General features: G+C 66.3%; 11 protein-coding genes. All 11 read right to left on the bottom strand.

Going from position 1 to position 14,786, the window contains the following annotated elements; genetic code table 11:
* Positions 1-13: 13 nt before the first annotated feature.
* The 11 genes from OHB24_RS26440 to OHB24_RS26390 all read right to left on the bottom strand — a co-directional run bounded on the left by OHB24_RS26440 (position 14) and on the right by OHB24_RS26390 (position 14,464).
* Positions 14-1,483: a M36 family metallopeptidase gene (locus OHB24_RS26440; RefSeq protein ID WP_327633539.1), complete on the bottom strand. Its 1,470-nt coding sequence runs from the start codon at positions 1,481-1,483 to the stop codon at positions 14-16.
* Positions 1,484-1,789: 306 nt separating this feature from the next.
* Positions 1,790-2,020, bottom strand: coding sequence for a hypothetical protein (locus tag OHB24_RS26435; protein WP_327633538.1), 231 nt, complete (start codon positions 2,018-2,020; stop codon positions 1,790-1,792).
* Positions 2,021-2,292: 272 nt separating this feature from the next.
* On the bottom strand, positions 2,293-3,954 hold the full coding sequence (locus OHB24_RS26430) for a type IV secretory system conjugative DNA transfer family protein (RefSeq protein WP_327633537.1): 1,662 nt from the start codon (positions 3,952-3,954) through the stop codon (positions 2,293-2,295).
* Positions 3,951-4,631, bottom strand: a complete 681-nt coding sequence (locus OHB24_RS26425) for a M48 family metalloprotease (RefSeq protein ID WP_327633536.1) — start codon at positions 4,629-4,631, stop codon at positions 3,951-3,953. Before OHB24_RS26425 ends, OHB24_RS26430 begins: the two co-directional genes overlap by 4 nt.
* A 467-nt stretch (positions 4,632-5,098) precedes the next feature.
* The gene (locus OHB24_RS26420; protein WP_442913922.1) at positions 5,099-6,250 is read right to left on the bottom strand and encodes a hypothetical protein; all 1,152 of its coding nucleotides are present in this window, start codon (positions 6,248-6,250) and stop codon (positions 5,099-5,101) included.
* A gap of 12 nt (positions 6,251-6,262) precedes the next feature.
* Positions 6,263-6,925: a hypothetical protein gene (locus tag OHB24_RS26415; protein ID WP_327633535.1), complete on the bottom strand. Its 663-nt coding sequence runs from the start codon at positions 6,923-6,925 to the stop codon at positions 6,263-6,265.
* Between the two features lie 144 nt (positions 6,926-7,069).
* Positions 7,070-9,058, bottom strand: coding sequence for a hypothetical protein (locus OHB24_RS26410; protein WP_327633534.1), 1,989 nt, complete (start codon positions 9,056-9,058; stop codon positions 7,070-7,072).
* Complete coding sequence (locus OHB24_RS26405) at positions 9,055-12,291, bottom strand: ATP-binding protein (protein WP_327633533.1); 3,237 nt, start codon at positions 12,289-12,291, stop codon at positions 9,055-9,057. Before OHB24_RS26405 ends, OHB24_RS26410 begins: the two co-directional genes overlap by 4 nt.
* A complete protein-coding gene (locus tag OHB24_RS26400; RefSeq protein ID WP_327633532.1) occupies positions 12,278-12,850 on the bottom strand; it encodes a hypothetical protein in 573 nt (190 codons plus the stop codon). Before OHB24_RS26400 ends, OHB24_RS26405 begins: the two co-directional genes overlap by 14 nt.
* Positions 12,850-13,137 (bottom strand): hypothetical protein, encoded by a 288-nt coding sequence (locus OHB24_RS26395; protein ID WP_130380595.1) that lies wholly within the window; start codon positions 13,135-13,137, stop codon positions 12,850-12,852. Before OHB24_RS26395 ends, OHB24_RS26400 begins: the two co-directional genes overlap by 1 nt.
* A 49-nt stretch (positions 13,138-13,186) precedes the next feature.
* On the bottom strand, positions 13,187-14,464 hold the full coding sequence (locus tag OHB24_RS26390; RefSeq protein ID WP_327633531.1) for a conjugal transfer protein: 1,278 nt from the start codon (positions 14,462-14,464) through the stop codon (positions 13,187-13,189).
* Positions 14,465-14,786 lie beyond the last annotated feature (322 nt).

Raw genomic sequence — 14,786 nt, 5'->3', positions numbered from 1 at the left:
AACCTGGTGTTGGTTACGGGAGGATCTTGCGGTCCTGGAAGGCCTTCGTGACCTGGGCGGCCACCGGCTTTCCGTAGAGCAGCCGGGCAGCCTGGACGGTGTCCTGGGCCGCGGCGGCGAACGACGTGTCGGGGTCGTAGAAGAACGTCGCCTCGAGGATCAGCTTGTTCGCCTTCGTCCGGCCGAGCGCCTTGTGGATGTCCCACAGCGCGTTCGACCAGATCTCGCCGTCGTCGTGCACCTCACCGGTCTTGTCGTCGATCGTCTTGCCGGTGTCCGTACGGCGCAGGCAGTGCGGCTCGTCCGTCGTGTACGACGTGGCGTCCCAGTCCATCACGCACGGCAGCTCGAAGCCCTTGCTGACCGGCACCGACATCGTCACGGCCCAGTAGTCGCCGAAGCCCTCGCCGATCGCGCCGGCCTCCTCCGACTCACCGAAGCCCGGGACCACGTCGTCCTGGATCGCGTGCCCGTACTCGTGCCAGATCACCTCGGCGTCCTCGGCGTCGTCGACACCGCCCTCGCCGACCGTGATGACGTCCGTCGACGGGTCGTAGAACGAGTTGTCCCCGGAGAACGTGTTGACCGAGAAGTCCTGCGACTCGTTGTTGACCTCGGTGAACCCCAACTGGTGGATGTACTCCTGCGTCTGGTTGATGTGGTAGTAGACCATCACCTGCTCGAACTTGTCGTTCTGGCGCTGGTAGACGAAGGTGTTGTTCTTGCTCTGGGCCAGGCCGCCCTTGGCCTCGGCGATGTTGACGTAGGGGCCGTTGAGCTTGCCGGAGCCGTCCAGGTTGCGCAGGATGACGTTCTTCTGCGCCAGGAACAACGCGTCCTGGTTCTTGTCGTTCTGGTCGGTCAGCTTCTCGTTCTGCTCGCTGACCACAGGGTTCGGGTCGAACACCGAGCCGCGGCCATCGACGTTGTCGCTGATCACCTTCGACTCGACGACGGTTCCGGTGTCCGCGTCGACGAGCGAGCGGCTGACGCCCTCGGCCGAGCGGCTGGTGACGTTCCAGACCAGGCGCGCGTTCGGTCCGCCGACCACCGCGAGCTGCGCGGCGCCGCTGGTCGCGGCCGGCTGCGGCACGAGGTTCTTGTTCGGCCCGGCGATCCGGGCACGGTTCGCGCGCGCGGTGACCGCGGCGTTGGCGGTCTGGGTGGCGGGCGCCGACGCGACAGCCGCGCTGACGTCCAGGTTCGCCGGTACGGCGTCCCGGCCGTCCGCGATCTGCACCGCGCCGTCCTTGGCCACGTGCTTGGCGTAGTACCCGTCGATGACCGGCAGCCCCTTGAAGGTCTGCTGGTACCAATAGTGCTTGCCGAGCAGCGACGTCTTGGTCTTGATCAGCTTCAGCCCGTTCGGGTTAGCCGTCGCTGCTTCCGGCGCTGCCCCCGCGGCGCTGGTGAACGACAACCCGAGCGAGACAGTGGCCAGTCCTGCGGTGACGGCCACGAGCGCCTTACGGCGTTTCCTCATCCGTTTCCCTCCCACGTCCAGGTTGCGTAACGCAACCACTACGGTCCGTCGAACCCTAGTTCCGCACAGCACCCACTGGGAAGCGGATCGTCACCAGAATCGCACCGTGCAAGGGAAAACCCTTCACCTCCACCGAGCCCCAGCGAGCATCCGAACCACACCAGACAACACCTGCGCCAACAGCCCGCTGCCCCCGCCCCGAACCCGAACCTGCCCGTTCCGCTCCCCAAGCCCCCGCCGCCCTCAAACGTCTCGCCCCTAAACACAACAGCCCGACCACAAGGGTCGAGCTGTCATGCCCCGCACTTACGAACGCCGAACCTGCAACAGCAGAGCAGACATCGCAGCCACGAGCGGCAAAAGCCCCGGACAGAACACCCCAGCTACGGCAACCACGATCAGAACAACCTGAGCGACCCGCCGAAGCAGACCAATCAGACTCCCCATCAACGAGGTCAACGCAACCAAATTGGCATTCCAGCGCTCAACTTTCTTCTCAAAAGAAGTGCGTGTACGACGGGTGTTGGCAACAGACATGTGGATCGAGCTCCTGCGGACAGGTGAACGATCGCCAAGGCTGCAGCAACAACCACGCGGCGAATCGATCACAAGTGAACGAAAGCACCGTGTGGTACTTCTGTCTTTCCTCCACAGGGTACCAACGCACAATCGCCCCGTGCGCCGGTCAGACCGCCGTGCATCCTCGTCCGGGTATCATCGTCAGGGTCGGCGGAGGTGCAGCAACACCAATGATGTCGATGAGGCCGCGGCGCATTCAACGGATCGAGCTCCGTGTGCCGCGGCCTGCTCTACCCTCGCAGATTGACCAGGACAGGGCCGACGCGAACACCGTTCGAGCGAGCCAGCGACACCAACGCGTGGCCGGCGGGCACGCCGGTGACGATGTCCGACACTGTCCAGCGTGCACGCTCGACGCGTCGCGCGCTGTAGCCAGAGCTGCGGCTCTCAGACCGCCCGCCCATCGATCCGAACTCGTTGTACTGAACTCCGGTGGTCGCGCTTCGACTGATGGTCGTCTCGGTGACGTACTGGTCCCCGAACCAGCGGGAGAACACGTCTGCGTCCGCGGGATCGATGCCGCCGAACACGGCTTTGCATCCCGTCGACCCGAACACGGTCGCACGAACCTCCGGCGGGAAGTCCGACATCGTTTGCGACAACAGCACCAGGCCCGCGTTGTTCGAGCGCAACTTCTGCACACCTCTGGCGACGTAGTCATCGACGAACCGGCCCGCCTCGTCGATGACCAGCCCCTTGAAGATCGATCTGTCGGTTTCGCTGGACGAGGTGATCTGGACGAACTGCGAAACCACCAGCCGGGCGAGGATCCGCGACGCGTCGGGGTACTCGGCTTCCGGCAACGCGACCCGCACCCGCACCGGACGGTTCAGGTCTCGCATCTGGAACATTGGGCCCGGATGATCGAAGAGGTTCCGGAGCGCTGGACGATCAAGTAGCGCAAACCGCTCGACCAAGCTGGCCGCCGGATCCGCGGAGCGTTGAGTCTGTACCTTCCGGCTGTCCAGCAGAGCCTTTAACTCCTTGGCTCCCGGACCCTTCAACCGTTCCTTCACTCGGTCCATCGAGGCTTGATCGGCCCGGAGAAGTCCGAGCAGTTCCGGTACGGTTGGCCACCGTTGATACGCCGCCTCGAAAGGGGCGAGACACGCGTACAGGGCATTTTTCGACGCGTCGATGAAGTATGCCTTGTCGTCACTCACCCGTGGCGGCAGGAGTGCGCTAGCCAACCTGTCGGCAGCGACATCGGCTGTCCGCGACCCCCCAAACAAGCTGAACCCGCAACTCGGGTTCAGCGGATCGATCGTGACATCGAACCAACCCTCGTAGGCGAAATCCGTCGACTTCGGATCAATAACGACCATGCTCGCCTTGCCAGTCAAGGCCGCAAGTGAGAGGTGTTCGACGATGGGCGTCGCCATGCCACGGGTCTTGCCTGACCCAGGTGGCCCGATGACCAGAAGGGACGTTCGCAGCACATCCAGATCGATGCCGAAGTCGCCGGTGATCTCGAAGTCGCTGCGATGGTCGGCAACGACCTCGCCGAGTCGAACCTGGCCGGCGAGGAGATTGTGCCGGGCGAACCTCCGTCCCGGCAGATTCCGCTGCTGCGAAGGATGCACAAGCGCTGCGCTGTTGTCGCGCTCGATGGCACGGGTCAGCCGTTCGAGTTCCTCCTGGTCCGTCATCGATCGATCGATGACGTGCGCAATCCGGGCGCGATCAACGTCGCCGAAATCAGCAGAGCGCGCCAACTCGTCGAGTTGCCTGGCCAGGGCAGCATGCGATCCACGGATCTTTTCCCACGGCTGCAGGCTGCGCCTGGGTCCTGTCGAAGGCGTTGGCGGTGGCGGTGTCTGTCCGCCGACTGCGGCCGCGATTGCTGCCAGGCGGTCCTTGAGCGACTTGAACTGGTCGCGTCTCTTGTTCATAATCCCGTGCCTTGCACATAGATCTCGAGCGCCCGAATGCGATCCGCGATCGGCGGATGCGTCGCATAGAGTGCGCCGCGCCATCCGGCTGCGCGCCTCACGACGTCCTCGCCCTGCGACTGCAGATCGTAGAAGAAGGCGATGGTCTCCCGCGCGTAACCGAGGTCTGCCGCAACTCGATCAGCGATCAGTTCTGAACGCCTGCTGATCCAAGCCAGAGGGATCGGAACCACGAACGGCACGATCGCGTAGAGCGTCCAACCCCATCCACCTCCGCTCGAGCCCCAAACCATCGATTGAAAAGCGAGGCCGATGATGAAGAAGAGAAAGAAGGCCACGATGAGACATCCCACTGCGGGAATCTGAGCACTGAGCCGCACCAGAGTTTGGAACGCTGCCACCATCAAACGCGCAGGTTGTGCGTACCAGAACACCACCAGCGTTGCCCACGGATGACCGCCTCTGTGATGCCCCAGCTCGTGAGCCAGCACAGCTTGCAGTTGGCGCGGGGGAAGATTGTTCAGTGCCCACCTAGTCACAGCGACGGACCGGCCCGCGACAGAGATTCCGTTGACGCTGTCAGACTCCTCGACCCACAGCTTGTGGTAGTTGGGATCGACACCGGCACGTGCGCACACTGCCCGCCACGCGACGTCGAGCTTCTGCTGTTCGAGCATCGTCGGCCACCGCAGTCGACACAAGTACCTGGCGACGTACGTCTCAGTGGCAGGCACCACTATGAGCAGGCCGGACAGAACCCACAGCGTAACGATGAGCACGACGGCAAATCCGTCGAAGATCCACGACGAAACGGTAGAAACGACAGCGAAGCTCCAAATAGCCCACGGGATGCCCAGTAGCAGTTCAGCAGCGGAGTGCGTGGAGAACGCGAAGGCCCGCGGCGGTTGTCCGCCGGCAGGAGCAGGATCACCGGATCCAAAGGAGCCTGGAACGCCATCCGGTGCGTTCGGTGCAGGACCTGGCTGCCCGGGTTGTGCGGCCGACTCCCAGTCGTCAGGTGAGAACGACCCAGGTCGGTCGCGATCATCAGGGCCGTTCACTTGATACCTCCGGCCAGCTCGACGACTCCCAGTTCAGCATCACTTGTCGCATTCTCCCCAACTCACCACGCTTGCTGGTCGCCTCAGTACACCGACACATGAACGTGGTCGTAGTGACCGCCGGTCGCGTCCGTCGGATTGTAGACACCACCTCCGTTATACGCCCGCCATTGGCCAGTTCGGGCACTCCAGATCTTTCCGTACCAGATCACATACCGCACGCCGGTCTTCCCCGCCGTACTGATCGTCCAGTTCGCGTACCCATCGCCTTTGGCTCGCTGGGCGGGTGACTTGCGGGCGTCGCCCCCGACGAAGACGTCGCAGGCCCTGCCCTTGGGGTGGTCACTTGTCGGGTTCCACACATGAGCGTCCCAGCACGACATGCTCGGATTCTGCAGAGCCGTTCTCGCAGCCTGGACCCAGGCGGCCATGCGTGGTGTCAGCAGGCCCCCGGTCCCGGTCGGATCCGGCACGCTTTGCTCCTCGGCTGGCCACTTTCCAGCGATCGGCTTGCCGTCGACCAAACCTCCTCCGCACTGATCGCCAACTTGAGTGCCTGGCGATGGCGAGCCGCCTCCCGGCGGCCGGCCCGATCCCGCATACGGGTCCCCCGGCCTGTTGAGGTCGACACCGGCTTCCTCGGCGATCAGCCGAGCTGTGTTCTCCTGCCGGGCATAGGCATCAGGGAACGCTGAGACCTGAACCGCCTGCGCGGCCACCGTGTAGGGCATCGTCTCCCAGCCCTTGATCTCCACGAGGCCAGGTGGACTTGGTGGCTCCGGTCCGCCGAAGAAGGCGTTGGCCGCGTAGACGGGGTCGAGGATTTCCTGCACGGTCCCCCACCCTGCCGACGGTCGCTGCTGAAAGAGGCCGACGGAGTCCCGGTCACCGTAGGTGAGGTTCTGGAGTTGCGACTCTTGCAGCGCGGTCATCAACGCGACCAGAGTCGCCTGGCCCGGGAGACCTCGCTTGAGCGCAACTTCGTCGATGATCTTCGCGTAGGAGATCTGGACGGCACGTAACGAGCCGCGTACGGGCGGGTCGTCAGCGCCTCCAGGTACGCCGGGTGGGCAGGCAGCGTTCACCTGGTTGCTTCCGGCACCGAATGGCGCCAGGATCACCGCAGTCGCGAGAACAAGCACGGCACCGATAGCCGCGATCTTCGGCGCGAGGCTCTTTGCGCCAGCAAGTCCCGCGGCTTCCGCCAGATCCCTGCCACTAAACATCGAGATCACCCCGGCCACTCCTCACGGGCCGGTGCCCCCGTCGACCGCACTGACCAGCCATCGACCGTTGTCGGGCGTCACCGTGACGATCAATGGCACAGCAAAGCGGCTGGCGTCGTTGCCGGTCGTCTCGATGTTGATGTTCACCAAGCGAGTGATCCTGGTCGGGGTATCAACGGGAGCGGTGTCCGGTCTGGGCTTGACGATCGAAACGGACACGACCCTCGAGGTTCCACCACTGTCCCGCAGAGCGCCGTACGTCGAGTCGACGGACGCTCTGAAACTGTCGGCCAGTTCTCGCGTGGTGAACTGCGCTGCTCGCTCGACGAGTTGCGCATAGGTCTCACGCGCAGGCTGACGCGTGTAGAACACCGTCGCCCAGCTCCGCGTCGCGTTGTCCGCTGCGGCCGTCGTCTCTGCCCCGGGACGCTGTGTCTGCGGTGGTGGAGTCGAAACGGGCAGCGGGTTGTTCGGCGTTGTCGCCGTCACGGTCGTCTCAGGCTCGTCGGGTCCGCTGGTTGCCGATTCACCCGGCGTCAAGAGACCCGTCGGGCCCTGCTCATCGTCACCGTCGAACAGGCGGGGCAGGCCACCTCCGACTCCGAGCACGATGACCGCGAGAAGGACGATCGCCGCGATCACGCCGATCGGGCTCGCCGGCTCGCTACGGCGCCGCTCGCGCAACAAAGCACGCTGACGCGCGATGTCATCGCGACGGCGCTCGCGTCGGCTCTTGGGTCGAGGCGATTCAGTTGGCGTGTCCGATGTCTGCCAAATCTCGGACGGCGAGCCAGGTCGCCGACGATTGCCACGCAACGCCACGTTCGGTCACCGCCCACCCACACGTCGGCTCGTCGGCCCGCTACCGCGCGCCGCCGAGTACTCTCGGTAGAGCCGAGTCTTCGAGGTCGTCGCCTTGCGAGCCACCCGTCCCACCTTCGGCGGCCCTTCTCGCAGGCTGGCTGAATGGACCAGGACACGCCTTGGTTCGTACCCACCGTTCCTGAGCTGGGCCGCCGCCTGCGAAGGCTTCATATGCCTGCCCGTACTCAGTTCAATTGGTCGTCGACTCGACGCGCTGACCGGTTTGCCGACATCTCGCGATCCGCCTTGGTCGATTGTCTCCTTGGTACTGCGCCCAGGGACGGCATCACCATGTTTACCTCGTTTCGGGCCGGTAGCTGGAGCCGATCCCTCCGCGGCGGGAGCGACGACGGCACCCACGACTCGGCTCCGTCCGGGTCGCGGTGAATCCGCGCGGTGACCCGCGCCGGCACGCCCGGCCTCAGATGTCCCGGCGGTCCGGTCGTTGTGCTCGGAGTGGCGGCTGCTTCCGACAGGCGGCACTGTTCGATAGTTGCGGTTCGTCTCCACACGCCCCTCGCCCGACCCGCCGTCGGCCGTCCGGCCACCCGCCTTCGGTCGTTCAGGAGTTGGCGCGGACGTCCGGCTGCGCAGCGCAGTCACCACACGCCGGACGGCTTGAACGGCACCTCGCCGCGCATACGAGCCCATCATCATGCTGCCGATTCCAGGCTTCATCGTGGCGCCCAAGCTTTCGAGCAACTTTCGCAGGCGGAAGGCCGCGACCAGAACCACCAGCGCGAGACACGTGACCGGCAACCACCCCAAGGTCTCGCTCAAGGTGAACACAGCTGTCAGCAGCGACAAGGCGATGCCGAAGACGAGCATGGCAGCGATCGATTGCAACACCAGGCCGAGCAAGGACTCAAGCCAGCTCATCCCCCACTGTCGCGATCGACCAGGAACGATGAAGAGACAGGCGAAGATCACGCCGACAACGAGCAAGAGCAAACATCCGACGAAGGCCAACAGCGCTGTCGTCGCCAGACCGATTGTCAGGAAGGCGAACATTCCGGCCGCGACAGCCGCGACTGCGAGGACTCCGACACGGCCGAACGCGTTCTCACCCTTCGCCCACTTCACGGTCGGCGCGTCGCCACTTCCTTCGGCCTTGGCAACTTGGTCGTTGATGTAATCCATGCGCTTGTCGGAGTCGGCGCCGATGTCGAGCATGCCCTTGCCATATCGCTTGCAGGCCTCGATCGACCCGAATTCGGCAACGCACCAAGGTGTTGCGGCGAAGCCGCGCCAAGCAGCATCGCCCGACTTACGCAGCAAACTGTCCCGGCTCGACCCCGGGAATGCCGGTTCAGGTAATTCAATGGGCGACTTCATCGGCTTGCCCAAGACTTGATCCGACGCTCCCATGACGGTTTGGGCGCCGACCTGCCGTGCGCCGTCGACGCCCTTGAGCCAGGTCGTGGCTCCGAAAGCCAGACTGACGGCAAGCAAACCGGCAGCGAACACCCAGACGAGTTGCCCGAACGCAGTCCCAGTCGATCTGCGGTGGACATACGCAGCGATTGCACCGAACGCCAGCGCGGACGGCAGCAGCCATCCGGTGAGCTGGCCGCTGATTCCGCCGATCGCACCCGCGGTTGCATCCATCAGGGACTTGATGTCTGTGAACGAGAACAGCCACCATCCGATCGAAATCGCTGCTCGGGTCGCAGCGATCACGAACATCATCAGCAATGAGGCGAACGAGTTGAAGATCGGTCGGAGCGGATCCCGCAGGCTTCCCTCGAAGTCCAGGCTGTAGACCAGTGGGCTGTACTGCTCGAAGAGTGTTTTGGAGTCGCCGTGCGTCAAATCAGGCGTCGGGAGCAGATCTGCGAAGCCAGTGGGCGTCGTCGGCTGTTTTGGGTCGGCGGCGAGGGCGACCTGTGAGGTGACGATTAGCGAGATGGCGAGGACAGTCAGCGCCGTTCGGGTGCGGCGCTGCCATCTCATGCGACGTGCTCCTTGCCGCTGGGGGACTTGGTGGGTTGGTCGGAGCCGTTGGGGGTGGGGTCGTCGGTGTCGTAGGCGGGGTACATCGCCTCGTTGTAGGCGGCCTCGTCTGCTTCTTGGTCGTAGACCTCGTCGGGGCCGATCGGGGACTCGTAGCGGAGCGCTTGGTGGCGGTCTTCGCTGGAGGGGGTTGGTGGGTGGCCGTTCTGCTGGGCGACGGCAGAGGTTGCCTCTGCGGCTGGCACGGTGGGTGGCGGGCTCGGCTGTGCCGGGGCGCCTTGTGGGGTTCCGTTGCCGGATGTGAACGGCTGGTGCTCGGCGGCAGGAGTCGCGGGCTGGGGGGCGTGCGGCGAATCCGGCGTGGAGGTCGGCGCGGTCGGGGCAGGTTGGTGGTGCTCGGGCTTCACTCCGGCAGCCGGTGTTGAAGCGGGCTCCGCCGACGCTGGGGCCGCCTGAGCCGATGCCTGAGGCTGAGCCGATGCCTGAGCCGGTGCCTGAGCCGACGCCGGTGCCTGAGCCGGTGGCCGTGGTTGGGCCGGTGGCTGGGGTTGGGTCGGTGGCTGAGGTTGGGCGAGCGGCTGGGACGGAGCGGGTGCCTGGGTTTGAGGCTGGGGATGTGGCGGCTGGTTGTGGAGCTCGTCCTGGGGACGCGGGGCTGCGGCCTGGTGGTTGGGGCCGGCCTGGGCGAGGGCTGGTTCGAAGGTCGGTTCCTCGTCGTCGGCGAAGGGGTCTTCCGGGACGGCGATGGCTCGGGCAGGGGCGGCGGAATCCGTTGCGTGTTCGGATTCGGGGGTGGTTCGGAGCAGGGCTGCTACCTGCTGGCTGGGGATGTCGATCTGGACTGTGGCTACTTCGTCCCAGCGGTCTCGCATGATGCAGTGGCCGTGGCGGATGGATTTGCCGTTGGCGGCGGTGTTGATGCCGCGGACCAGGGTTTGGTACGGCGCGGTTTGCGGGCGGCCCAGGAGCTCCAGCAACGAGTCGACCTGTTCGCGGGAGCGGAGGCTGAAGGCGAACAGGGTGGTGATCTGTTCGACGAGGCCGGGGAGCTTCAGGATCGAGGCCGGGTCCTGGGTGTCCAGGACCAGGGAGGCGCCCAGGGCGCGGCCGACACGGGCGATGTAGTCCAGGAAGGAGGCGCCGTCGGGGGTCTTCGTCAGGAGGTGGACCTCGGGGACGATGACGACCTTGGAGCGGCCGCGGAACTCGCGGCGGCCCGTCGTACGGACCATCCAGGCCAGGCAGCCGCGGAGGCAGGCCATGCCGACGCGCTCGATCGGGGACCAGGACTCGGGGGCCGACTCGGGGGACGGCAGCGTGAGGCCGGGCATCTGGACGACCCAGAGGCCTGGGTTCGTGGTCAGGGAGGACAGGCCGGACGGCGGGCCGGCGACGACGGAGCCGAGGCCTGTCTCGACCAGGTCGCGCAGCGCGAAGCCGACAGTCCGTACGGTCTCCGAGTCGGAAGCGCAGAGCCGCTGGATGACACCCCACGACGACGGGTCGGGCGACTGGATCTCGGCGCGGGTGGCAGCCATGACGGGAGCCTCGGCCGCACCACGCAGATGAGGCGGCAGCAGCAGCATGAGCTGTGACGGCGCCTGCAGTAGCGCGTCGTCAACGGGCAGGACCCGCAGCAGGTCCGCAGCGCCGGAGAACTGCGCCGTGATCTCAATGACAGCGGTGGGTACGCCGTACTCCGCGGCGACTGCGGACACGCCGGCAGCGTCGCCCTTCAGGTCCAGCAGCGGCACCCACGCACCGGCGAACGCGGAGTCCAGACCGCCCATCATCGCGGCAGTCGTCTTCCCTCGACCGGACCGGCCGAGGAACAACGTCGTGGTCGCGTCACCCAGTGCAGAACCAGCCGCGGCGTCGAAACGCACCAGACCGGGCGTGGAGCCGGTCAGGTACCCGATAGCCGGACCAGTGGCGTCACCAATCGACGCACCGCCCCAGAACCAGGACCCGAAGAACGCGGTCGACTCACGCACGTGCCCGAGGTCCGGCACACGCAACTGGTCGCCCGGCAAGGACTCCAGCCACAGGTCACGCTGCTCGTCCGCGCCAGCGGCAACGGTGATGCCGCGGTCGGCGTAGTGCGCGATGACCGCGTCGACGTACGCCTCGAGGTCCTCACGCGTGTCCGCGCTGACCAGCAACCGAGGGTGGTCCTCGACCAGTGTCAGACCGCTGCGGTTGATGTCGCGCTTGACCTCACGCATGACGCGTTCGGTCTCGACGATCTCGTCGGCGGTCTCCTCCGCGGTGCCCTTCGCGGCCGACCGGCGCTGCTCCTTCGCGCTCTTCCGGGTCTCGTCGACCAGGTGGCGCGCGGTCTTCTTCGTCAGGACCCGGAACCGGACCGAGGCCTCGACGGTGACGTCGATCTCGTCGCCGTCGTCGTCGATCGCCTTGATCTCCGAGAGCGTCCGCAGCCACTCCCCCGCGCCCGGTGTCTCGAGCTCTTCGGGGAAGTCCGTCATCGCGAGGACAGTCGTGTACGCCGCGATCTGGCCACGCGTGTCGTAGATCCGCAGATGGTCGGTGTACGGCACCACACGACCGGACGTCAGCCGGGCCAGCGATGCACCGGTGATCAGACCGCGTCGCGGCGCCGCGACCGCACCACGGTGCATCTCGCGGCTGATCAGCCAGGAGATCACCTCGGCCGGTGCGGTGTGGGCCCGCCAGACCGTCGAGCCGAGCTGACGAGCGAGCTTGCGCACCCGCTCGTCCAGGTGCGCGAGCTCGCGGGCGCTGACCCGCCACGATGTCGTACCGAGTGCGTCGCTGATCGAGCCGCGGACCTGCGCGGTTGCCCGCGGGTCGCGGTCGGACAGGTGTACGCCGAGCGCGACGTACCGCTCCGGCATCCGCATCTCGTCGATCCGGTCGGCGCGCGTCTGCGCCCAGGACTCGTGGTCGCCGAGCCGGTAGTGGCCGCCCACGGAGTCGATGTAGTCCTGACCGGTCGAGCGGCCCCACACCACCTTCAGGTGGCTGAGGCGGTCACCGAGGATCGTCGCGGCCGCGCTGACCGCGGCGTCGAGGGCCGCGTCCTGCTCGGCCTCGGTGGCCAGGTCGGTGTTCGCGACCGAGATCAGGAACCACGCCTCGGCGCTGCGCTCGGTCACCAGCAGACCGTCGGCGATGGCCACCAGACGAGGTGGCGGCAGGCCGCGCTCGCGACCGACCCCCACCAGGTTCAGGAGCTTGTCAGCGATCTTCATTCAGGCCTCTTCCTGACGATGTCCTGCGACTCACCCGTTGCACATGATCCGAACCCAGCAGGCGGGCCCGCTGGCTGACCGTGATGTCCGCGCCGGCGCGGACCATCGGGTCGACCTCCACCACGACCTCACGTTCCCACTCCGGCGTGACCCGGGCCTTGGCCAGGTCGGCCACCTTCCGGGTCGAGACACGCTCCCGCCAGGGCAGGTACTCCGTCTTGTCGGCGGCGCGCGCGCCCAGGCCGATGATCGGGCGGTGCGCCCGCAACGCGTACCGGACGGCGAGCGCCCACTCGGTCACCCGGCGGCGACGCTCGTGGAACTTGCCGGGGCGCCAGCCGAACGCGGTGATCACGAACGGCGGCACGACGTACAGACTGACGGTGGGTTTCTTCGGTACGCCGATGAACGGGAACAGCAAAGCCACCCAGAGCAGGATGATCACCGCTCCGAAGATGATCATCCGGCGCCTGGCGCCTTCTCCGAGGTCGATGCCGAGCAGGTCGTACTGCCGGGTCTCGATCTCGAAGTGGTGGGTCAGGGTGCGGCCGACTCGCATCAATTACCTCCGGACAGCAATCCCCAGAAGCCCTTGAGCACGTTGATGGTCTGGTTGTTGGCGTAGATCAGCCCGCCCACCAGCACCCCGGCCGCGATGTGGCCGAACAGCTCGCCCCACTCGCGCTTGAAGTAGTGGCCGATGGCACGCAATACGAGGATCGCGATGAAGATGTTCCCCGCGATGACCAGGACCCAGTCCTTGAAGTCCGCGCCCGTCGGCACATTGGGGTCGGCCATGGGCACGGCAAGCTGAAGCACGCTCGCAGCCAGTTCGTGTGTCGTCATTGCGGTGTCTCCCTTGTTGCCTCGGTCATCCGATGGCCAGTAGCTGGATTCATCCGACGGCAGCCACTTGCCATCGCTGTGCTCCGTCCGTGGCGACAGTACGCCTCAGCGTGAGCGTGTACGTCTGGTCCAGCGTGGTGTCACCCACGCCGTTCCAGGTGACGGCCGCGGTCGCCCGCCGCTCGTCGTCGTTGCCGGTGTACACCTGCCAGTCCTTGAGTTCACCGAACTTCACCGCCCCGTTCAGGCTGCGGATGGTGGAGCCGGGCGCGGTCACCGCGGACACCTTGTTGTCGGACTCGGCGTACGCCGAGAAGAAGGCCTCCGCGTCCTTCTCGGTGTCCGACGTCAGTTCGTCGTCAGGCTTGCCCGCGTCCGGCATGTTGCTCGGCAGCGGCGCCCGCAGGTCCGGTACGAACGTCGGCGGACCGCTGACCACCACGCGCGACGCGGTCCGCGCGACCGGGACCGAGATGCGCTCCCAGGTGATCGGACCGGCGGCCCAACTCTTGCCCTGCTTGGTGAACGTGTAGACGCGGACGCGGACGTCCACCACGGCCGTGATGCCGTTCGAGTCGGCCTTGACCTCTCCCGGGTACGCGACGTCGGCTGTCTGCTTGCCGCGACCGTTCCAGCCCGCGCGGCTGTCCAGGCCGGCGGCGAGGTCCAGTCCGATCTGCGCCGGACGGGCGTCGGGGTTGCTCTCGTCCCAGGTCAGGTACGACACGGCGTACCGCGTCGCGACCGCACTCGCCTCCGCGGACGGGAAGCTGCTCTGCCCACTGACCACCGTCTCCGGTGTCTTGTTCGGGGCGATCCAGGAGCGGATGCCGCTGATCGCAGCCAGCAGCAGTACGACGACTACGAGGCCGCGGAAGAACCGCCGGGCCCACGTAGAGAAAGAGGACTCCGGTTCGGTTGACCACGGTGTCTGACCGGGCTCCAGCACCTCGCGGACCGGACCCGGAGCCGCGTGCGCGCCGTGGGGCGAACGCTGTTTCAAACGTTCGGGTGCGCGCTGCGGCGGTCCCTGCTGCGGTTCCTCCGGCGAGCGGGCACCCGGACGACGCGGCGGCGCGATCACACCACCGGGCGGCGGCGCCGGGTTCTGCGGCGGCTGGCCCTGCGGAGCGGCGTACTGCGCGGCTACGCCCTGCGCCTGGCGAGGGGTAGGTGACACCGGCCCGCCGGGGTGGGCCCACCACTCCGGCGCGGTGCTCTGCGGGCGTCCTTTGCCCGCTTTCTTCCGGCGCTGATCTGTCCGGCGCTGGTCCGACCAGTGCTCACCTTTTGGCGGCAGATTCAGCAACGTTCGCCACCAACTCATCCCTACCCGCCCCTCAGACAGCAGTTACGCGGACAGTAGCCGGGAGAATACGGCAAGCGACCGTACTCCGGGAGACCTGAGCCCAGGATCCGGATGGTCCATCGCTCCCCGCTGCCATACTGTTACCCCACTCGCGGGCAGTGTCACCCTCGCCGTCACTGTTACCGGCCAAGAGTGACACCTTCGGTACCGTCGTCATAGCTCCTCTCTCATGCCCGCTCAGGTCGGGCGGGCAGCGCACACCATGCCACACGCCGCGGACAGGTTCGAAAATCCGTGCGAACAACATGGTAAAGAACGCATCAGGCGATCACTCATAGTA

Origin of the sequence: Kribbella sp. NBC_00482, assembly GCF_036013725.1 — a bacterium.
Taxonomy (GTDB): Bacteria; Actinomycetota; Actinomycetes; order Propionibacteriales; family Kribbellaceae; genus Kribbella.
This window is presented reverse-complemented; position numbering and strand designations above follow the sequence as displayed.